Source organism: Vibrio sp. 1F253 (assembly GCF_041439295.1).
Lineage (GTDB): Bacteria > Pseudomonadota > Gammaproteobacteria > Enterobacterales > Vibrionaceae > Vibrio > Vibrio tasmaniensis_A.
Window position 1 is genome coordinate 147,492 of sequence record NZ_JBGONU010000006.1, and the last position, 20,864, is coordinate 168,355.

Here is a 20,864-nt window from a genome sequence, read left to right on the forward strand (position 1 = left end):
TCGCAAGTGTTAAATGGTGATTTATCGTATTTATGACGGGAAATTTTCTTAGTGTGTATCTAAGTTATTGATGCTTCAATTAAGTCATTGATGCTTTCACATACACATCAAAACGGTTCTTTTTAGTTTCGATTGCCATGCTCGGTTTTTGCTCGTCTAACCATGCTGCGTAATCCGGTCTTTTGACCACAACGCGCTTCGTTGCCAGCTTCATCGCAGGCTCAAACAAGCCATCGGCATCCAGATCGGCGCCAACCAAAGATTGGAATACTCGCATCTCTTTCTTAACCAAAGCCGACTTCTTCTTGTTCTCTGGATGTGGGTACATAGGATCGAGGTACACCACATCAGGCTGTTCGAAGTTAGGGTCGTTGCTAAGTTTATCCAGCGCGTCGTGACTTGAAGCGTGAATCAACTTCATACGTTCGCTAACCCAACCGCCGATATCTGGGTCTTTTTGTGCTCTCTGCAGGCCGTCATCCAATAATGCAGCCACAACTGGATGTCGCTCTACCATCTGCACTTTACAGCCCAACGAAGCCAATACAAATGCGTCACGCCCTAAGCCTGCTGTACCATCAAGAATAGTTGGCGTTGCGCCTTTGTTTAGACCTGCCGCCTTAGCAATTGCCTGACCTTTACCACCACCAAACTTACGTCTGTGACCGACTGCGCCTCCGACTAAATCAACAAAAATAGCGCCAAGCTTAGGTTCATCGACTTTACGTAGCTCAAGTCGCTCGCGAGTCAGTACCAAAGCAAACTCGCTACTTTCATCATGAGATAAATTCCAACGGGTCGCTAAGTCATTTAAATGATCGATTTGGGTAGCATCTTCGCAAATCAGTTGTAATTGCAAGGTCGTCTCCAACAGACAGTGGTATTCAAAATAAAAGAGGCAACCAGTTTACCTGATTGCCTCCACAATACATATTAGCGGTGAAAAGTATTCACAGCTCGGTCGGCTTACCTAAACCAATTACTCTATCTCTCGTTCTTGCCTTAACTCTTCAACAAGCTCGGCCAGTGGCTTCGGTCGGCCAATAACATAGCCCTGAGCGTAGTTAACACCGAGTTCAATCAACTTATCGAGAACCTGAGTATTTTCAACAAACTCAGCTACCGTGTGCTTGCCCATCTGCTTCGCTAAATCATTGATCGAACGAACCATCACATAGTCCATCTCGTTAACATCAATATCACGCACAAACAGGCCATCAATTTTCACAATATCAACAGGTAATGCCTTCAGATATCCGAATGACGACAAGCCTGAACCAAAATCATCCAGAGCAATCAAACAGCCGAGCTCTTTAATTCGAGTAAAGAAGTTGATTGCCTGCTTCATATTACTCATGGCGGCCGTTTCAGTGATCTCTAAACAAATCTTATGGCAAGGCACTGATGAGTTCGCCAAACTTTCAATCAAGAATTCAACAAACTCTCGGTTACCCATCGAGTGACCAGAAAGGTTTATCGAACACATCCCTAAATCATCAACTAGATGTGGGCGTTGCTCCAACCAATTCAACGTCTGACTGACGACTTGGCGATCAATCAAATGCGCGATGTTATAGCGCTCGGAAGCTGGCATGAAGATCCCCGGTGAAATGTACTCACCTTGGACGTTCTTGATCCGCACCAGTATCTCAAAGTGCATTTTGTTGCTATTTTCCTCTAGGCCAAGAATACGTTGGGCAAATAACTCCAAGCGATCATTGGCTAAGGCTTCGTGTACCAAGTTAACGCATTCCATTTCTAAATGGCGACGGCGCAGATCTTCATCATCTAGATGATAAAGGTGATAACGATTTCGCCCTTCCTCTTTAGCGGCATGGCAAGCGGCATCCGCCTGTGCATGCACCATTTGTGATGAAGCGGCAGTATGGTCAATCAATCGAATTCCGATAGAACAAGTAAGATTGAGGTGAATAGCACCCCATAAGAATGGATTCTCACTCATCATCGATATAATACTGTGACAGACATTGACAGCATCTCGCTCAGTACAGTCTTTGATTAATACCGCAAACTCATCTCCCCCCATCCGAGCTAACACAGCATTGTAAGGAAGCACATCTTCTATCAGATTAGCGCTAAATAAGATCGCGGCATCACCCGCTTCATGCCCAGCAGTATCGTTCAATACTTTCAATTGGTCCAAATCTAAGAACAACATCGCATGAGTTCTCATATGACTCTCGACCTCTTTCAGCGCCTTTTGTAGCTCTTGCTCAAAGTGGTTGCGGTTGAAAGTGTCTGTAAGCAGGTCATAACGCGCTTGGTATTCTAACTTTTCAGAAAGTTCGCGGGTTTCAGTAATATCCTCTCCCACAATCAACAGCTGACCCGAGTCGACCAATGGACGAATATTTTCACGAATCCAGATCGTTCTACCGTCCGCATGACGATACTCGATATCACGACGCCACACGCCGCGAATTTTGTGCTGTGGTTGCAACAAGATATGACGAGGAATCATCGCGTTCTCATCCACATAAAATTCTCTAGGGCGATGCCCCAAAAGCAGATCAAGTGGATAACCTAGTAATTCTTCAGCAAACTGGTTCACTTGCTGAATGCGATTATTGACATCCAGTGTAATCATCATCACCGGCTGCTTGTCGTAATACAGTTTGAGATTCGCTTCACGTTGGAATAATTTGTTCTCAGCAAGCTTTCGTGAGGTAACATCACGAGCTTCAAATAAGAACTGAATGGTGTCCTCTTCACTGCTCGGCATCGGCTTTAAAGAGATATCTAGCACCATTCCACCACGATCACGGCACCATACCTCCGCCTCAAATCGTAGGGTTGGATAATCATCCCTTTCTGCAAAATACTCCTTCAGCGCTTCGCCAGCGGCATCCTCCCAATATTCTTGGAGAGGTGTTCCTAATTTATAACCTTGATTATAAAGAAGCTCATGCAGCTTACTGTTGCTCGACAGCAGTACACCGCCTTTATCAAGAATACCCATGTACTGTAGACTTTGATCGAATATCGACTCCAGTAACAGCTGGCTTTGTCGGCTAGCACGCTCACTTTTCTTGAGGCGGTTGAGGTAGTAAACCAAGGTCGCAATAACACACGACATAACCAGAAACAGCAAACCTATTGTTCGAATTTCATCGTGATAACGCACCAAGAATGACTGAGGCTTATTGAGAAAAGTAATTGAAGCCTCATTCTCAGTTCCCAGCCCCCAGCGTGACATCTGTTGGTAGTCGAGTTTAATTTCCGATGCGCCAGGTGCGACTAAAGGCAGAGGTTCATTTGGGTTTGCTAATACCTTTAGTAAAACACGTCCCGTATCTCGACCTTGCGTTTCACCACTTTGAATAACACCGCCTATCGCCCCAAAACCCAACCCCAAATCGTGCACCATATACAGTGGCATTTGGGTTTTAATGTTCAATTGTCGCCAGTCTTCAACGCTACTCACGTTACCTTTAGCATCGCGATAATATGCCCAAAAGAGTAAGCTCTGATCTAGATCGGTTCGCTGAGAAAACGCAATTAACTCTTGGTAAGAGTCAGGCACATAGTGCTCCAGCAAATCGGAAAAGTTGGGGTGAGCCTCAATAGAACGATCAATTTGTGAGCGGATAGCCTCACCTGTTACTGAATGGTCAGTAACAATGTATATCTTCTTTACGTTTGTTTGAAGGCGCTTAATTAGCTCAATATTACCCAATAAATCAATATCTTCAGTAATGCCCGTCGCGTTCAAACCTTCAATCATTTCAGGGGAGAAATTGTTGATGCCACCAAAGATTACTGGCGTATCTTTGAGATCGGGCGCAAGGCGCTTCATTAAATTAAGGGCGTTATTGTCACTGACCACAACCGCAGCAAATTCTTCATGCATCAACTTGGTGTGATAAAGCTGATAAACGCGCTCTAAGTATTCTGGGTTTTGAGTTCGTTTACTATCCAAATAAACAACTCGATACGATAGTCGATCACGGTCCAGTTCTTCTGATAATCCTTTGTGGAAATCATCAGTCCAGAAAAAACCCTGATGATAAGAGTGAATAACCAACACATCTTTTGTTTGAGCTGAAACAAAAGCACTCCAACACATAACAATCAAAAACAACGAAAATCGCACTGAATTCACCCTAACACTATAGTTGCTGCTAATATTATCACCCTTGGCTATGATGTGTACTAAAGCCGGTATGTTTTTTATTCACCCTAAGGATTATGCATGTCCACAACTACAGCTCGTCTGGATGATCTAGACCGTGCCATTCTCAAAACCTTAATGGAAGATGCGCGCACGCCTTATGCTGAAATGGCAAAGAAATTCGATGTCAGCCCCGCGACGATTCACGTTCGTATCGAAAAGATGAGATCGGCCGACATTATTGAGCGAACCGAGGTTGTGGTAAACACCAAGAAGCTTGGTTACGACGTGTGTTGTTTTATTGGTATCAACCTTAACGCAGCTCGCGACTACCACTCAGCCATTGCCAAGCTTAATGCATTAGATGAAGTGGTTGAGGCTTACTACACCACTGGCGCCTACAACATTTTCGTTAAACTGATGTGTAAATCGATCGAAGAGTTGCAGTTCGTACTGATTGATAAATTGCAGGCGATTGACGAGGTTCAATCAACTGAGACATTGATTTCATTGCAGAACCCTATCAACCGCAATGTGAATCCATAGTCATTTGATAAATCGATACAAAAAGAGCCTCACAAGGAGGCTCTTTTCTCTATTAACTCGCAATAGAGCTAAGCAACTACCGCAGTTACGGAAATGATAGCAATTACGCGCTGATACCCGCATGACGAAGCATCGCATCGATTTGAGGCTCACGACCACGGAAGCGTTTGAACAACTCCATTGGTTCTTCACTGCCGCCCATCTCAAGGATGTTGTTCAGGAAGCGATTACCGGTTTCAGTGTTGAAGATACCCTCTTCTTCAAATGCAGAAAACGCATCTGCAGACAATACTTCTGCCCATAGGTAGCTGTAGTAGCCTGCGCTGTAGCCACCAGCAAAGATATGCCCAAAGCTGTGCGAGAAGCGGTTCCAATCAAGGCTTGGCAATACCGATACCTTAGACTTCACGTCGGCTAACGTTTCGAGTACGCGAGCACCGACTTCTGGATCGTATTCAGTGTGCAGTGTGAAATCGAACAGGCCAAGCTCTAGCTGACGCAGGATAAACATCGCAGATTGGAAGTTCTTCGCCGCTAGCATTTTCTCTAGCATCTCTTTTGGTAGCGCTTCACCCGTTTCGAAATGACCAGAAATGAACGACAGCGCTTCCTCTTCCCAACACCAGTTTTCTAGGAACTGACTTGGCAATTCAACCGCATCCCAAGGCACACCATTGATACCCGCAACTGCGCCCGCTTCTACTTGCGTTAACATATGGTGGATACCGTGGCCAAATTCGTGGAACAAAGTGACCACTTCATCGTGAGTAAACAATGCTGGTTTATCACCGACTGGTTTGTTGAAGTTACACGTTAGGTAAGCGACTGGTGTTTGTAGATCGCCAGATTGAGTAATGCGACGACCACGACAGTCATCCATCCAAGCTCCACCACGTTTGTGTTCACGTGCGTATAGATCTAGGTAGAAGCTACCGCGCAATGTACCTGTCGCATCAAAGATGTCAAAGAAGCGCACTGAATCATGCCATGTATCCACACCTTCACGCTCAGTCACAGACATACCAAACACACGGTTTAGTACTTCGAACAAACCAGACACTGCGTTCGACTCAGGGAAGTATGGACGAAGCTCTTCATCAGAGATTTCAAAGAGGTTCTGTTTTTGTTTCTCGCTGTAATAAGCGATGTCCCACAGGTTTAGCTCAGAGACACCAAACTCTTTCTCAGCAAACTGGCGTAGCTCTTCTACTTCGCGCTCACCTTGTGGTTTGGCTTTTACTGCTAGGTCGTTAAGGAAACCAAGCACTTGGTCTGGCGTTTCTGCCATCTTAGTCGACAGAGATTTCTCGCTGTAAGTGCTAAAGCCAAGCATGCGTGCGATCTCGTGACGCAGCTTAAGTTGTTCAGTGATGATCTCAGTGTTGTCCCACTTACCAGCATTTGGACCGCGATCTGAAGCGCGAGTTACGTAGGCTTCGTACAGTTCTTTACGCAGTTCTTGGTTATCACAGTACGTCATCACTGGTAGATATGAAGGGATGTCCAGAGTCAGTAGATAACCTTCCTGCTCTTTAGCTTGTGCCGCGGCTTGTGCTGCTGCCAATGCCGACTCAGGCATACCAGCCAGTTCAGCCACGTCTGTAACTTGCTTGCTCCAACCCATGGTTGCATCAAGCACATTGTTTGAGAATTGAGAACCCAGCTCAGACTGACGCTTGCTGATCTCGCCGTAGCGGTGCTGCTCGTCTGCGGGTAAGCCAATGCCTGATAATTCAAAGTCACGCAGTGCGTCGGTAATGGTTTTCTGTTGAGCTTGGTCTAATGCCGAGAATGCCTCACTCGCCTTGATCGCTTTATACGCTTCGAACAAACCTTTGTGTTGGCCGACCCACGTGCCGTACTCAGAAAGTACAGGCAGGCAGCTCTCATAAGCGTCACGCAGTTCGTCGCTGTTCATCACAGAATTCATATGGCTTACAGGTGACCAAATACGGCCTAAACGATCATCCACTTCTTCAATTGGAGCAACGAGGTTGTCCCAGCTTGGTGAAGTATTACCTTCAAGTACTTGTTCTATCTTGTTGCGACACTCTTCAATCACTTGCTCAACCGCTGGCTTAACGTGCTCAGGTTTGATCTGTGAAAACGGAGGTAAATCCGTGAAGGTTAATAGCGGATTAGACATATAAACATTCCTTTGGCTTTAGAGACTTTCGTCTTTTTTGTAATGAGGTCGTCTTACAGTCATCAGGCTCAGGGTCACCCTAAAAAATCACCTGCGAATAGTTATTAAATAGTGCCCATGAAGGCAAATTTCAATAGTAGAACCAATAACTAACTGCATATTGCTAGCGACTGTTCCTGAATTGTTCGAGAATTTATGGTCCATTGGGGGTTATAATAGTCAAACTAACCCCACCTACACTAACCACACTCTAATTCGAGAGTGTTACGAGAGTTTAATTTGTTAAGTTATCGCCACAGCTTCCACGCGGGCAACCATGCCGACGTAGTAAAGCATATCGTACAGAGCCTTATTCTTAATTCTTTGAAACAGAAGGATAAGCCTTTTGTTTACCATGACACTCACTCTGGTGTAGGTCGTTACGACTTAACGCATGAATGGTCTGAAAAAACGGGCGAATACAAACAAGGTATTGCCCGCGTCTGGGCACAAACAGAACTTCCTGAAGACATTCAAAGCTACCTTGAGTCTATCTCAGCACTCAACAATGGCGAAAAACTGCGTTTCTATCCAGGTTCACCACGTGTAGCACATGCGCACCTGCGTGACCAAGACCGCATGGTATTAACAGAACTTCACCCTGCAGACCACCCTCTGCTTGAGCAAGAGTTCCACCGCGATCGTCAGGTATCTATCTACAAAGAAGATGGCTTCCAACGCCTAAAAGGCAGCCTGCCACCTAAAGAACGTCGTGGTTTGGTACTTATCGACCCACCTTACGAGCTGGCAAAAGAGTATCGTGATGTTGTGACTGCGATTGCTCAAAGCCATAAGCGCTGGGCAACCGGTATCTACGCAATTTGGTACCCAGTGGTAAATCGCTGTGATATCGAAGACATGATCGAAGGCCTTGAAGGCTTAGGCATCAACAAGATTCTACAAATCGAACTTGGCGTATCACCAGACACCAACGAGCGTGGCATGACAGCATCAGGCATGATTGTTATCAACCCACCTTGGAAGCTAGAAAGCCAAATGAACGAAATTCTTCCATTCTTGAAGGAAGCAATTGCGCCGGCGACCGGTCACTTCAAAGTAGAGTGGATCGTACCCGAGTAATCTCGAACTTAACGTCATCGTCTGACGAATACTCAGCAGACTGTGACGTACACGAATAAATTTTAAACAGGGAGATTGAGTTCAACCGATCTGCCCTCAATATAATAATTAGACAATTTAAGAATCTATAGGACGTAGGTGTTCAGTGCGCTCACTGTACCCACAACCTTCAATAAATGGAGAAAGTAATGGCGACTCATTTTGATTACATCTGTATCGGCGGCGGTTCAGGCGGCATCGCATCAGCTAACCGCGCAGCAATGCACGGTGCAAAAGTTGCACTTATCGAAGCTCAAGACCTTGGTGGTACTTGTGTAAACGTTGGTTGTGTTCCTAAAAAGGTTATGTGGCACGGTGCTCAAGTTGCTGAAGCAATCAACCTATATTCAAAAGACTACGGCTTCGACGTTGACGTAAAAGGCTTCAACTGGGGCAAACTGGTTGAAAACCGTCAAGCGTACATTGGTCGTATCCACCAATCTTACGATCGTGTTCTTGGTAACAACAAAATAAACGTAATCAAAGGCTTTGCTAAGTTTGTCGATGAGAAGACTGTTGAAGTTAACGGTGAGCACTACACAGCGGATCACATCCTGATCGCAGTGGGTGGTCGTCCAACCATTCCAAACATCCCTGGCGCAGAGCACGGTATCGACTCAAACGGTTTCTTCGACCTGATGGAGCAGCCTAAACGTGTTGCTGTAATCGGCGCAGGCTACATCGCAGTAGAAATCGCAGGCGTACTAAGTGCACTTGGCACAGAAACACACCTGTTCTGTCGTAAAGAGTCTCCACTACGTAGCTTCGATCCAATGATCGTAGAAACACTGGTTAAAGTAATGGAAGCGGAAGGTCCAACACTTCACACGCACTCAGTTCCTAAAGAAGTAGTGAAAGAAGCAGATGGCACACTGACTCTGCACCTAGAGAACGGCAACACTCAAAACGTTGACCACCTAATCTGGGCTATCGGCCGTCACCCAACCACTGACGCTATCAACCTAGCATCAACTGGCGTTGCAACTAACGACCGTGGCTACATCAAAGTAGACGAGTTCCAAGCAACCAACGTTCCTGGCATCTACTGTGTTGGCGACATCATGGAAGGCGGTATCGAGCTAACACCTGTTGCTGTTAAAGCCGGTCGTCAGCTTTCTGAGCGTCTATTCAACGGTCAAACCAACGCGAAGATGGACTACAAGCTAGTACCTACTGTTGTATTCAGCCACCCACCTATTGGCACTATTGGTCTAACGACTCAAGAAGCTGAAGAGCAATACGGCAAAGACAACATCAAGGTATACACGTCTGGTTTTACTGCAATGTACACAGCAGTCACTCAGCACCGTCAACCTTGTAAGATGAAGCTAGTATGTGCTGGCGAAGAAGAGACTGTAGTTGGCCTACACGGCATCGGTTTCACTGTTGATGAAATGATTCAAGGCTTCGGCGTTGCAATGAAGATGGGCGCAACCAAAGCAGACTTCGACTCTGTTGTGGCTATCCACCCAACGGGCTCAGAAGAATTCGTTACCATGCGATAACCCACTGTAAGTCAAAGAAATATTATACAAAAGCCGACCTGTGTCGGCTTTTTTTGTTTTTTACCGTATGGTCGGGATACTTATTAACCGAACAGCATTTTACATACTTAACTTGGAATCAAGATCAAACTACAATCGCGCGCTATAAAATTACACGCATAAAAAAAACAATTAGCTCTAATACATGAAGGATGTACGAGTAATGAAAAAAGTGAGTATTCTCGCAGCAGCGATTGCAGTGGCTTTAACAGGTTGTGGTAGCGACAGTTCTAATTCAGGTGTCACAACACCGACAGGACCATCCACAACAACCAACAAGTTTATCGATGCCGCTGTTGAAGGTATCTACTACAGCACTAGCTCTGGTTCAAAGGGCATCACAAACAGCGAAGGCGAATTTACCGCTAAGTCTGACGACACGGTGACCTTCTTCATTGGTGGTGAAAATGGCTTGAAAGTAGGGGCAGCATCAAACCGTGATGTACTGACACCATTTGAAGCAGCGGGCAAATACGACCGAGCTCTAAATTTAGCAATTCTACTTCAGTCTTTAGATAACCAATCTGGTAGCGCTTCTGATGAAGTACTGACAATTCCAGATGCGCTGCGCGAACCTGATGCAGCGACGTTAGCGAAGATGAAAAGCCTAAGTCTAGATGACCGTGATTCTGTTACAGACTTCCTGACAGCGATGGGAGTCACTTCAATTACTAGTGAATCTGAAGCATTGGCTCATATGGAGAAAGCATTCGGAGAAAAATATGGTACTGTTCGCGGCAGCACTGATGCCAATCCATTTGTAGCGAAAAATGGGCAATTCATTCGCTCAATCATGGTGAGACAGTATGATATTAACGATCCAAACAACCGCCCTAACGACAAGACAATGTTAGTTCACGCTGACAAAATGCTCCCTAAAGCTGTGTTTGAACATACACGTGGCACGCCTTACTTCACTTATCAAGATTCAGCCAATGGTCTTATTACTGTAAGTGACAGCGACTCTTTATTGTCATACGCAGACGCTGAAGAGTATATCAACTGTGTATTGACAGGAAGTTCTGCAGGCTGCAATCAAACAGCTCACCCAGACTTCACTCTAAACGCTCCGTTTTCTTACCTTCTGCTTGATAAAAGCAAAGAAAATACCACACCTAAGCCAGGACGTTACGATGAGGTACCTTTCATTGAAGGGAATCAACAAATCCTCAACCACTACACGCCAAATAAACTGGAAGATGATCGAGATGAAGGCGATGCAGACCCTTCATACCAATATGAAACCCTTTCTGGTAGCTATGACCCAATTACAAAAATATACACACAAATTCGTTCAAAAACTGAGTTAAACGACCCATCAAACGAATCTAGTGGAAAGAATCGCATCGAAGAAAGTTTGAATTTCTACTATCACGTAGAAACACCTAGCGACGAAAGGTACGTAGACTTTACTGGCTCTTGGGATACCACTCAGATTTGCGCTGATGGACAAAATGCTGTCATGAGAATGGTATTTGATTCTGAGGGCGCTACCGTATCAGGGAAAGAGTGCAATGCAAACTCACCGGCAGATCTTGAAGACTCAGGCAAGAAGTATACCTATGAAGAGCTTGCTGCAATTGACTATTGGTGGTTTAACATTTCGGGACGTGAATCAAAAGCAACCCTGACAGATTTAAACTCAGTTGTGCGCTTCTGTGATGATACTGACAATGGTTATATTCCTGGTTCAGGAGATAAATGTCCTGTTGATGCAAATGGTAATAACCAAGAATACATCATTAAATGGGAATACCAACCTGCTGGTACTAACTGGGACGAAGGATTGCTAACTCGCCGTAAAATGACTCCAGACGGATCAACAACAGGCCGTGTTAGCATCATGCAAAAAATCAACTAACCTTTGAGTTAATTTGATTACTTATGAATAAACCAGAAGCTGAGCTTCTGGTTTTTTCATTTTTAACACACATGAACCTTCAAACAACCATCAACGTAGATACAGAAACAAAGAACTATCGAGAACAACATGGAGTTTGTTATGAATCTACTCATTGAATCATTTGAAGGCGGGATCTACTTGGCTTACCAAATCATTGGCGAGCAAAAGCAGTTAATCAAAGACGACCACCAGCACCCAATGAAGTTTTTGAGTGTTAACCAAGCCCGCGACCACTTCAGTGATCAAGGCGTATCGTCAGCAATGCTGATACACAACAGTGCATACGACGAGATGTGCGGTGAGCATTGTGGTAACACCCAACCGTTCGAAATTGATTTGAAGTGGAGTTAAATCAACTTCAAATCAATCGCAATAAAAATTGAAAGGCTTGCAGCGATGCAAGCCTTTCTTATGGGAATCGCTTTCCCTATCTGCACTGAAATCAGCGCAATGTTCGTTTCTGTCTACGTTTGATGTTTTGCTCTTTCACTACAAAGTCGAACAGCGGAGCAAACAGGTTAGCAAACAAGATCGCCAACATGATGCCCTCTGGATAAGCAGGGTTGAGCACTCGAATACCGACCGTCATCACACCGATCAGAATCCCGTAAGCCCACTTACTCTGATTAGTAAACGCGGCAGAAACTGGGTCGGTTGCCATAAAGAAAGTGCCAAAGGCAACACCGCCCAATACAAAGTGCCAGTAGAACGGCATCGAGAACATCGAGTTGGTATCAGAGCCAATCCAGTTCAGTAAACTCGACGTTGCCACAAGCCCAACAATCACACCAGCCACAATGCGCCAAGACGCTATCTTCATGACGATCAAAATCAGACCTGTCAACATGATGAGCAATGAAGAAACCTCGCCCATCGAGCCCGGAATATTACCGATAAAGGCATCCATCCAAGTGATGGCCTCACCAGTCATGTTGTTGATCAGCGACGAGCTCCCCCCCTCATACCATTGGCTGAGCGGTGTTGCGCCAGAATAACCATCAGCTGCCACCCATACCAAGCCACCGGACATGTTGGCGGGATAAGCAAAGTAAAGAAACGCTCGCCCCGCCAGTGCAGGGTTGAGAAAGTTTCGCCCTGTGCCACCAAACAGCTCTTTCGCGACAACGATACCAAAGGTGATACCCAAAGCGGCTTGCCACAACGGGATAGTTGGCGGAAGAATAAGTGCGAACAGTACCGAGCTTACAAAAAAGCCTTCATTCACCTCGTGTTTTCGTACAACGGCAAATAAAACTTCCCAGAAGCCCCCGACCACAAATACGGTGGCATAAACAGGTAGGAAGTAGAGCGCCCCCAAGAACATCTGGCGCCCCCAGTCGCTTGCGACTAAGGACTGTGCATCACCAAACGCCCACGATAAGCGCCAACTGCTCTCTATAAGCGAGGTAAGTTCGTTAAGTTGATAACTGGATGTTAGTACCGAGACACTCTGGTGCCCGACGTTATACATACCCCAAAACATCGCGGGGAAAGTCGCTAGCCACACCAAAATCATTATTCGCTTGAGATCGATACTATCTCGAACGTGGGTCAAGCCTCGGTTTACGTTGCCGGGCGTATAAAAGATGGTGGCAAACGCCTCATAGACTGGGTAAAGCTTTTCGTATTTACCTCCGGCTTCAAAACGCGGGGCTACGTCTTCTAATCGTTTCTTCAAACTCATAATCTCAATCACCTTATTGCTTGAGTTATGGTTTTCTACGCATCAACCGTGCTATTTGAACAATTTTTAGCGATTTTTAATCAAATTCGTCTTGAAGAACGAGTGTCTAAAAGTCGAACCGATGTTGAAAAAGAAGGGTGTATAAACAACAAAGCCCCAGCAATGGCTGAGGCTTATTTGGTATTACGCACGTCTTCGTTATTTCACACACATCACATTAAGTAGTGAGGAGCCTTTAAGCTGGTTTACGTTACCGTTAGTAAACAGGCCTTTTTTATCTGCTCCCCAATAAGGTAGATGCATTGGCCAGTTCTGATTTTCCATGACCTTCGACCCTAAGAGACTTTGCCACTGCTTTTCAGTCAACAGCGTCATATTAATCTTATCACATACTAATTCGGCACTGTCGTAATCGAGTCGGCTCCAAGGTTTACCTTGCTCCATATAAAACTGTTGTTCATCACCTAAAAGATAAGGAATCGCATATTTACTACCCGCAACACTCGCTGTCATGCGTATTTCAATGTTCAGATCATTGTCTGAATTTGCACCATGACTAGGGAAAGCTTGAATGGCAGCAGCACTCGCGACTGCAGTTTTTTGAGCAGCTGCTATCGGCTTCGGCGCTGGTTTCGCTGCTACTTTAGCCTTAACTGGGGCTTGATGCTTAACCGTTTTTGGCTCTGCCGTTTTTGACTTCATTGCTTTGGTCACGACCGGTTGTGAAGAAGAGGTCTTCGATTTATCAACCATACGAATAAAGGCTTCGCCATAGCCAGAAACCTTACGTACCTGAGCTAAGTCTTTTCTCGCATCAGAGAAAGTAGAATAAGGACCAATTAGGCAGCGATAGTCTCCACCTTCGGGCTTCATCCATACGTTAGTTGAAATCTTCTCATACAATGGCTTTGCTTTGCTCAGTGACAAAGGCTTATTCAACAAACCACATTGAACCCAAAACAGCTCATTATCTGAATGATGTTTAGGCGCTTTACTGCCCCAAACACCTTTACCAATCGGACATGATTGTTCTAGCTGTGGTAACTGATTGGTGCTTGCCTGAGTCGCATCGCATAGAACCGATTCGGCATTAACTTGGCTTGATACCAACAGGGATGTAGCAATAAGCCCCATACGATAATTTCTAACCACAGCACGACATACAACATTCATTGTCAACTTCATAACCACCACTTAAACCCTCTAGGGGTTAATTATTACCGAACAAATGTCGATAAAACATGAATTCCATTTTAAGTACTATTGACTCTATCAATGGTACTAAGTTCCAAATTCATTAAGCAAAAAAAGAGCCGTAATTGCTTACGACTCTTAGTTTAGTGATTTTTTTTACTAAAAATCAAACTGAACTATCACCCTTTATAGATTTTCGGGTTAAACACGTCACGTAACCAGTCGCCTAGTAGGTTGATAACTAGAACCAATGTCACCAAAAGCACACCTGGGAATGCAGTGATCCACCATGCTCCTGAGAAGATGTAGTTAAAACCAGTACTAATCAGAGCACCCAGTGAGGGTTGGTCGACTGGAAGGCCTAAACCTAGGAAAGAAAGTGCCGCTTCTGACATGATGGCATTTGCCACCTGTACTGTAGAGATAACCAAAATCGGTGATAAACAGTTAGGCAGAATATGACGGAACATGATACGAGGTGCTCTAAAGCCCATCACACGTGCCGCTTCTACGTACTCTTTCTTCTTCTCTGCTAATACTGATGCACGAATAGTACGTGCATACTGCGGCCATTCTGCGATACCAATGATCACCACCAGCATCACCACAGCGTATTGTGCATAGAAATCACTACCGAAACTTGCCTTAAAGATGGCCGAGACAATGATCGCAACCATCATGGTTGAGAACGAAAGCTGAACATCAGCGAAGCGCATCAAGAAGCTATCAATACGGCCACCGAAGTAACCTGCAGACAAGCCAATGATAATACCAAGCGTCAGTTGTAGACCTACCGCTAAGAAACCAATGGTCAGTGATAAACGAGAACCGTAAAGCATAGTCGATAAAATATCACGGCCTTGCTCATCCGTTCCTAGCAAGAAGCGTTCTTCGCCGTCTTCCATCCATGATGGTGGAAGTTCTGAGTCCATGATATCAATCGATGTCACGTCGTACGGGTCTGTTGGCGCTAGGATAGGTGCAGCTAGAGCCATCACCAAGAAGATTGAGAAAATGGCGAAGCTCACCATTGCCACTTTGTCGCGTAAGAAGTAATACACAATGTCAGATTGCTTAAAACGTTCCCAGCGAGACGGCACTGTCGATGTCTGTTCCATGATTATGCTCCTTTCCCTGTGATGTTAACGGTTGGGTTGATAACACCGTAAAGCAAATCAACAATTGTGTTAGTCACGACGAAAATAAGACCAACAAAAATAACGTATGCGGTAATCAGCGGAGTATCCACTCGGTTAATCGCTTCTAAGAATAAGAAACCTGTACCTGGCCACTGGAAAACCGTCTCAGTAAGAATGGTGTATGCCACCATCGTACCAATCTGAACACCACCAACGGTAAGTACCGGTAGCATGGTGTTTTTCAATGCATGTTGGTAATAGATTTTGTTTAGCGCTAGGCCTTTCGCTTTACCAAACTTAATGTATTCAGAACTTAGAACTTCTAGCATTTCAGAACGAACTAGACGAATAAACAGCGGCAGCATGATAGATGCCAGAGCAATACTCGGCAGAACTAAGTGTGCAAGGCCATCTAGCGTTAAGAAGCCAGACTCCCAACCAAACCAGTTGGCCGTATCACCACGTCCAAATGACGGCAGCCAACCGAGCTCAATAGAGAACACATACATCAGCATGATTGCAGTTAAGAAAACAGGAACCGAGATGCCGACACTACTGCCTGCCATAATCAATTTGGTAAAAAAGCTTTTTGGGTGAATAGCAGAGTAAACGCCGAGTGGGATCGACATACAAACAATAATTAAAGAAGCACCAAATACCAGCTCCAGAGTTGCCACTAGTTTATCTAGAATCACATCAACTGCAGGTCGCTTAAAGAAGTATGAAGTACCAAGATCACCCTGTAGAGCTGCGCCTACAAAGCGAGAGTATTTTGTAACGAAGGGATCATTTAAGCCGAGTTCATCGCGTAGCGCTTGACGCTCCGCCTCTGAAACAGATTGACCGACTAACTCACGTAACGGGTCGCCCAGGTTATCCTGAATGGCAAACGCCACCAAACTGATCACAAACATCACTATCAGTGCCTGAAACAGGCGCTTGACCAGAAACGTAACCATTCCTTGCCCCTTATCTATCCATGACTATCTAATCGAAATCCGCGACTAGACAACAAAAAAATTCAGTCTTAAAAAAGGTATTTAGCCAGACTGAAGGAAGACCAAATACCGAAACTTAAATCTATATCTTAATAATATTGAGAGCCTGAAAGCTTCAGGCTCTCGATTCTAGCAAGCTAGATTATTTTACAACTAGGTCGCCGAAGTAAGGCATAACCATTGGGTTTACTACGTCTGCTGCACCTACGTTAGATTTCGCGCCCCACGCTTCACTCTGCCAGTGTAGAGGAACGAAGACTGCATCGTTGTAAAGTGTTGCTTCAACGCCTTTCAGCATCTTAGAACGCTTAACTGGGTCAGTTTCAGTATTAGAAGCTTCTACAATCGCATCCATTTCTGGGTTTGAGTAGCCAGAACAGTTGTATTGACCACGGCCAGTCTCTTCGTTACGAGTCATTGTTAGGAACTCGTTGAAGTTAGCTGAATCTTCAGTATCTGAGTGCCAGCCGATCATCATCATGTCTGCTGAACATAGATCAAATTCTGGCCAGTACTGTGCTTTAGGCATTGTCTTAAGATCAACTTTGATACCAATCTTAGACAGCATTGCCGCAGACGCTTGCGCTACTTTCGCATCGTTCACGTAACGGTTGTTAGGCGCTGCCATAGTTAGTGTAAAGCCATCTTCGTAGCCCGCTTCTTTCATCAGCTCTTTCGCTTTTTTCAGATCGTAACGAGGAACTAGATCTTCGTTGTGACCCGCGTAGCCTGTTGGGCTCTGCTGACCAGCAGCTGTCGCGAAACCTTTCATGATTTTCTTAACAATACCTTCATTGTTAATCGCATGAACGATTGCTTGACGAACGCGCACATCTTTCAGTGCTTCGTTGCTGTTTTGGTTCATTTGGAACGTAATGATACGAGTACCAGGTAGCGTTACTAGATCGATGTTCTTAGCTTTTTTAACACGCTTGTGATCGTTTGGCGCAACAGGGTGAATCATATCAACGTCGCCAGAAAGAAGTGCTGCTACACGCGTTGCATCTTCTTTGATTGGCACAAGTGTTAGCTTGTCTACGTTACCTTCAGTTTCTGTGTCCCAGTAATCGTTGAAACGCTCGAACGTTACTTTAACGCCTTGCTCACGCTGCGTTACGATAAATGGACCAGTACCAGAAACGTTAGTCGAAGCAAACGAGTTACCGTGCTTAACTAGCTCAGATTTGTCATTACCTTCCGCTGTTTGACCAGAGTAGAACTTGCTGTCCATTGGGAAGATGTAGGTTGCTGTTTGTAGTACTAGTGGGTAAGCCGCTTTTGATACTAGCTCAACTGTGTAGTCATCCACTTTTACCATTTTTTCGTATGGCGTGAAGATAGACTTAAAGTCTGGAGAAGCTTGTAGACGTTCAAAAGTCCACACAACATCATCAGCAGTCAGTTCGTTACCAGAGTGGAATTTCACGCCTTTACGTAAGTTAAAGCGGAAAGTCGTTTCATCAACACGCTCCCAGCTAGATGCTAGGCGGCCTTCAAAATCCATCTCTTGAGTGAAACGTACTAGAGGGTCAAACACCATGTGAGACATTTGCAGTGTGCCACCAGACAGCTGCTCGTGCGGGTCAAGTGATACCGGGTCAGCTGCGTAGCCAACGGTAATATCTGCTGCTGCTGCACTAAAGCTTAGGCCAGCTGCCATTAAAGCTACTGCTAATTTGCTTTTCATGGTTTTCATTGCATAACTCCTTCATGCGGGAATCCAGATCCCTAGTTGTTGTATTTGCGTCTGTTTATTGTTTTTAGCAAGCTAAACTCCAGCCTGCTGATTTTTATACCGCGGCTTGTGCCACTGCTTTTTCTTCTCTTAAACCTGTAAATTCAGGCATTAAAGAAATTAGGTGTTTGCTGTATTCATGCTGAGGCGATTGGAATAGCTGCTCAGTTGGCGCTACTTCCAATAGTTCTCCCATTTGCATCACACCAACACGATCACACATTTGGCGAATAACCGGTAAATCGTGACTGATGAACAGCATGGTTAGGTTGAGCTCGTCTTGTAAATCTTTTAATAGGTTAAGGATCTGAGCCTGAACCGACACATCCAGCGCCGAGGTAGGTTCATCACAAATCAAAAGACGTGGACGAGTTGCCAAGGCGCGAGCGATAGAAATACGCTGACGTTGGCCACCTGAGAATTCGTGTGGGTATTTAACCCCAGCCATCTTGCCTAAACCAACGTGCTCTAGCAGGTCGTTAACGATCTGACGAGTTTCATTCTCGTTACGCGTAAGTTTATGGAATCGGATCGGCTCAGCAATGATGTCGAATATCTTCATTCGAGGGTTCATTGATGTATAAGGGTTTTGGAAAACCATCTGCATTTGACGACGCATTGGGCGACGTTCTTTTTCAGATTTAAGTCCCGTAAGATCAACGCCTTCAAACGTTACCTTGCCTGAGTTAGGTGCGTACAAACCAGCAATCACACGAGCAATCGTTGATTTACCCGAACCAGATTCACCAACAAGACCAAAAGTTTCACCTTCATGTACTTCAAAGCTCACGTTATTTGACGCCTGAACGTACTCTCGACGACTCTCAAAGAAAGAATCCTTGGTAGTAAAGCGTAAGTTTACATTTTCAACATTCAACAGTGGACCAGTGTAATCACGGTGATCTTGGCTTTGACCCAACCAATGGTTTTTCACATCAAGTGGTTCCATCTCATGTGCTTCTTCGATGTAGCTCACAAGAGGGAAACGATCAAGTTTACGATCTGAACGCGGAACCGCGGAGATAAGACTGTGCGTGTAAGGGTGTTCAGGAGTACCAAGGACTTTCGCCGTCGGACCAAACTCAACCAAATCACCACGATACATAACGGCTACGCGATCGGTAACATTAGATACCACACCCATATCGTGTGTTACCAACATACAACCTACATTCTTCTTAATACATAGGTCACGAATCAAACCCAAGATCTGATCTTGAATAGAAACATCCAGTGCGGTTGTTGGTTCATCAGCGATGATTAGGTCAGGTTCTCCTGCCAGTGCGATCGCGATAACAACACGCTGACGCATACCGCCAGAGAATTGGTGTGGGTACTGCTTTAAACGGTTTTCTGGTTGCGGAATACCAACTTGGTTCATCAAATCTAATGAGCGCTGGTAGGCTTCTTGATCCGAAACCTTCATGTTGGCATGAATCGTCTCTTTTAACTGCTGTTCTACTGTGAATAGAGGGTTAAGAGAAGTCATTGGATCTTGGAAGATAAAACCAATCTTTGAGCCGCGAACAGAACGCATCTGTTCAGGAGATAAGCCTGAAACTTTTTCACCGTCCAGAAATACCTCGCCGCTAGCAATGCGACCAGGAGGGCTCAGCAAATCGATCACAGCATTACCTACTGTTGATTTGCCTGCACCAGACTCGCCTACAACGCCAACAATCTCACCACGTTCAATGTTGAACGAAAGTGATTTCACTGCGGCGTGAACTCCATGACGAGATGGGTATTCGATACGAAGATTTTTTACTTCTAAAAGTGACATTACCAGACCTCTACTGCTTTGGCAGCTTTCTGCCCTGTCTGCAAAATTGAATCCATTCTTACCAGAATATTGTTCTGATATTTTATACGGTTGACAATTTGGCAAATAATTCACAGAAAAGCAACAAAAATAGGATAAAAAGTCGACATTAAACGCTTAGCAAGTAAAAACACCACATAAGTATTCACTCGAATAGCATATAGTAATGAAAACCAGCATTATATTTCCAATAATAAATACTCACAAACCCCTTACTACTGCGTACTTGTAGAGTTAAACATATCATTCAAAGCACATATCCCCATCAATCAACAAGATCAAATAATTATTCCAAAAAACAATTAACACTATAGAAACAAACGCTAACTTTACCAATTTAAGCAAACAAAACAACCAGACAAAACCAACCTAACCACACATTCAACCATATGAATTATTTTGATAAATACAAACAAGAAAAACGAAAGACTCAATAAATCAAAGGATTTTTTAAACAACAAGATTCGAAGAAATCTGTCAAATACAGGCCTTAGAGAACATATTTAACGTCAAATTTCACTTTTCATAAAAATCCTTAGACCAAACCTATTAACTTGTCGAATGATTGATGGTTAGTTTTATATAAAATTAGATATCGATCTGCACATTTGATAAAGCAAATCGCTCCGTATAAGCACCATAATGAAGATAAAGGGTAAGAGCCTGCCTTGTTATATGGAGGGGGGAGATTTACGGAGGTGACATCAGGCAAGATGTCGAAGCGGTTGAAGTCCCAGCATTCAAAATTGAGGATTACTGAAACGAGAGATGTAAAAAAGCCCCGTCATTCCTGACGAGGCTTCTTAAGGTGGTCGGTGAAGAGGGATTCGAACCCCCGACCCTCTGGTCCCAAACCAGATGCG

14 protein-coding genes are annotated in these 20,864 nt (G+C 44.7%); 5 read left to right on the plus strand and 9 right to left on the minus strand.

Going from position 1 to position 20,864, the window contains the following annotated elements; all coding sequences use genetic code 11:
- Positions 1 to 79: 79 nt before the first annotated feature.
- Positions 80 to 859, minus strand: a complete 780-nt coding sequence (locus ACED28_RS05325; RefSeq protein WP_269337751.1) for a class I SAM-dependent methyltransferase — start codon at positions 857 to 859, stop codon at positions 80 to 82.
- Positions 860 to 979: 120 nt separating this feature from the next.
- Positions 980 to 4,087: an EAL domain-containing protein gene (locus ACED28_RS05330; protein WP_371709457.1), complete on the minus strand. Its 3,108-nt coding sequence runs from the start codon at positions 4,085 to 4,087 to the stop codon at positions 980 to 982.
- 126 nt (positions 4,088 to 4,213) lie between these two features.
- Between ACED28_RS05330 and asnC the strand changes: the two genes are divergently transcribed.
- Complete coding sequence (gene asnC / locus ACED28_RS05335; protein WP_009848066.1) at positions 4,214 to 4,678, plus strand: transcriptional regulator AsnC; 465 nt, start codon at positions 4,214 to 4,216, stop codon at positions 4,676 to 4,678.
- Between the two features lie 103 nt (positions 4,679 to 4,781).
- On the opposite strand, the gene prlC is transcribed toward asnC, so the two are convergent.
- Positions 4,782 to 6,824, minus strand: a complete 2,043-nt coding sequence (gene prlC / locus ACED28_RS05340; protein ID WP_371709453.1) for an oligopeptidase A — start codon at positions 6,822 to 6,824, stop codon at positions 4,782 to 4,784.
- A 279-nt stretch (positions 6,825 to 7,103) separates the two neighbouring features.
- On the opposite strand from prlC, the gene ACED28_RS05345 reads away from it, so the two are divergent.
- The 4 genes from ACED28_RS05345 (at position 7,104) to ACED28_RS05360 (ending at position 11,780) form a co-directional block, all read left to right on the plus strand.
- A complete protein-coding gene (locus ACED28_RS05345; RefSeq protein WP_009848068.1) occupies positions 7,104 to 7,943 on the plus strand; it encodes a 23S rRNA (adenine(2030)-N(6))-methyltransferase RlmJ in 840 nt (279 codons plus the stop codon).
- A 188-nt stretch (positions 7,944 to 8,131) separates the two neighbouring features.
- The gene (gorA, locus tag ACED28_RS05350) at positions 8,132 to 9,487 is read left to right on the plus strand and encodes a glutathione-disulfide reductase (RefSeq protein ID WP_371709454.1); all 1,356 of its coding nucleotides are present in this window, start codon (positions 8,132 to 8,134) and stop codon (positions 9,485 to 9,487) included.
- A gap of 202 nt (positions 9,488 to 9,689) precedes the next feature.
- Positions 9,690 to 11,387, plus strand: a complete 1,698-nt coding sequence (locus tag ACED28_RS05355; protein ID WP_371709455.1) for a hypothetical protein — start codon at positions 9,690 to 9,692, stop codon at positions 11,385 to 11,387.
- Positions 11,388 to 11,528: 141 nt separating this feature from the next.
- Positions 11,529 to 11,780 carry a DUF6482 family protein gene (locus ACED28_RS05360; RefSeq protein ID WP_017103429.1) on the plus strand — a complete coding sequence of 84 codons (252 nt, stop codon included), beginning with the start codon at positions 11,529 to 11,531 and terminating at the stop codon, positions 11,778 to 11,780.
- A 91-nt stretch (positions 11,781 to 11,871) separates the two neighbouring features.
- Here the strand turns inward: ACED28_RS05360 and ACED28_RS05365 are convergent, their stop codons facing one another.
- The 6 genes from ACED28_RS05365 to ACED28_RS05390 form a co-directional block, all read right to left on the minus strand.
- Positions 11,872 to 13,113: an NADH:ubiquinone reductase (Na(+)-transporting) subunit B gene (locus ACED28_RS05365; RefSeq protein ID WP_102257535.1), complete on the minus strand. Its 1,242-nt coding sequence runs from the start codon at positions 13,111 to 13,113 to the stop codon at positions 11,872 to 11,874.
- A 198-nt stretch (positions 13,114 to 13,311) separates the two neighbouring features.
- The gene (locus ACED28_RS05370; protein WP_371709456.1) at positions 13,312 to 14,298 is read right to left on the minus strand and encodes an SPOR domain-containing protein; all 987 of its coding nucleotides are present in this window, start codon (positions 14,296 to 14,298) and stop codon (positions 13,312 to 13,314) included.
- Positions 14,299 to 14,486: 188 nt separating this feature from the next.
- The gene (locus tag ACED28_RS05375; protein WP_004735541.1) at positions 14,487 to 15,425 is read right to left on the minus strand and encodes an ABC transporter permease; all 939 of its coding nucleotides are present in this window, start codon (positions 15,423 to 15,425) and stop codon (positions 14,487 to 14,489) included.
- Positions 15,426 to 15,427: 2 nt separating this feature from the next.
- Positions 15,428 to 16,405 carry an ABC transporter permease gene (locus tag ACED28_RS05380; protein WP_009848074.1) on the minus strand — a complete coding sequence of 326 codons (978 nt, stop codon included), beginning with the start codon at positions 16,403 to 16,405 and terminating at the stop codon, positions 15,428 to 15,430.
- 181 nt (positions 16,406 to 16,586) lie between these two features.
- On the minus strand, positions 16,587 to 18,140 hold the full coding sequence (locus ACED28_RS05385; protein ID WP_009848075.1) for an ABC transporter substrate-binding protein: 1,554 nt from the start codon (positions 18,138 to 18,140) through the stop codon (positions 16,587 to 16,589).
- Positions 18,141 to 18,234: 94 nt separating this feature from the next.
- On the minus strand, positions 18,235 to 19,962 hold the full coding sequence (locus ACED28_RS05390; RefSeq protein ID WP_009848076.1) for an ABC transporter ATP-binding protein: 1,728 nt from the start codon (positions 19,960 to 19,962) through the stop codon (positions 18,235 to 18,237).
- Positions 19,963 to 20,864: the final 902 nt, after the last annotated feature.

Coding starts and splice junctions, on each gene's coding strand:
- ACED28_RS05360 (WP_017103429.1), top strand. CDS start 11,529: ATGAATCTACTCATTGAATCATTTGAAGGCGGGATCTACTTGGCTTAC.
- ACED28_RS05375 (WP_004735541.1), bottom strand. CDS start 15,425: ATGGAACAGACATCGACAGTGCCGTCTCGCTGGGAACGTTTTAAGCAA.
- ACED28_RS05390 (WP_009848076.1), bottom strand. CDS start 19,962: ATGTCACTTTTAGAAGTAAAAAATCTTCGTATCGAATACCCATCTCGT.
- ACED28_RS05365 (WP_102257535.1), bottom strand. CDS start 13,113: ATGAGTTTGAAGAAACGATTAGAAGACGTAGCCCCGCGTTTTGAAGCC.
- ACED28_RS05380 (WP_009848074.1), bottom strand. CDS start 16,405: ATGGTTACGTTTCTGGTCAAGCGCCTGTTTCAGGCACTGATAGTGATG.
- gorA (WP_371709454.1), top strand. CDS start 8,132: ATGGCGACTCATTTTGATTACATCTGTATCGGCGGCGGTTCAGGCGGC.
- prlC (WP_371709453.1), bottom strand. CDS start 6,824: ATGTCTAATCCGCTATTAACCTTCACGGATTTACCTCCGTTTTCACAG.
- ACED28_RS05355 (WP_371709455.1), top strand. CDS start 9,690: ATGAAAAAAGTGAGTATTCTCGCAGCAGCGATTGCAGTGGCTTTAACA.
- ACED28_RS05370 (WP_371709456.1), bottom strand. CDS start 14,298: ATGAAGTTGACAATGAATGTTGTATGTCGTGCTGTGGTTAGAAATTAT.
- asnC (WP_009848066.1), top strand. CDS start 4,214: ATGTCCACAACTACAGCTCGTCTGGATGATCTAGACCGTGCCATTCTC.
- ACED28_RS05330 (WP_371709457.1), bottom strand. CDS start 4,087: ATGTGTTGGAGTGCTTTTGTTTCAGCTCAAACAAAAGATGTGTTGGTT.
- ACED28_RS05385 (WP_009848075.1), bottom strand. CDS start 18,140: ATGAAAACCATGAAAAGCAAATTAGCAGTAGCTTTAATGGCAGCTGGC.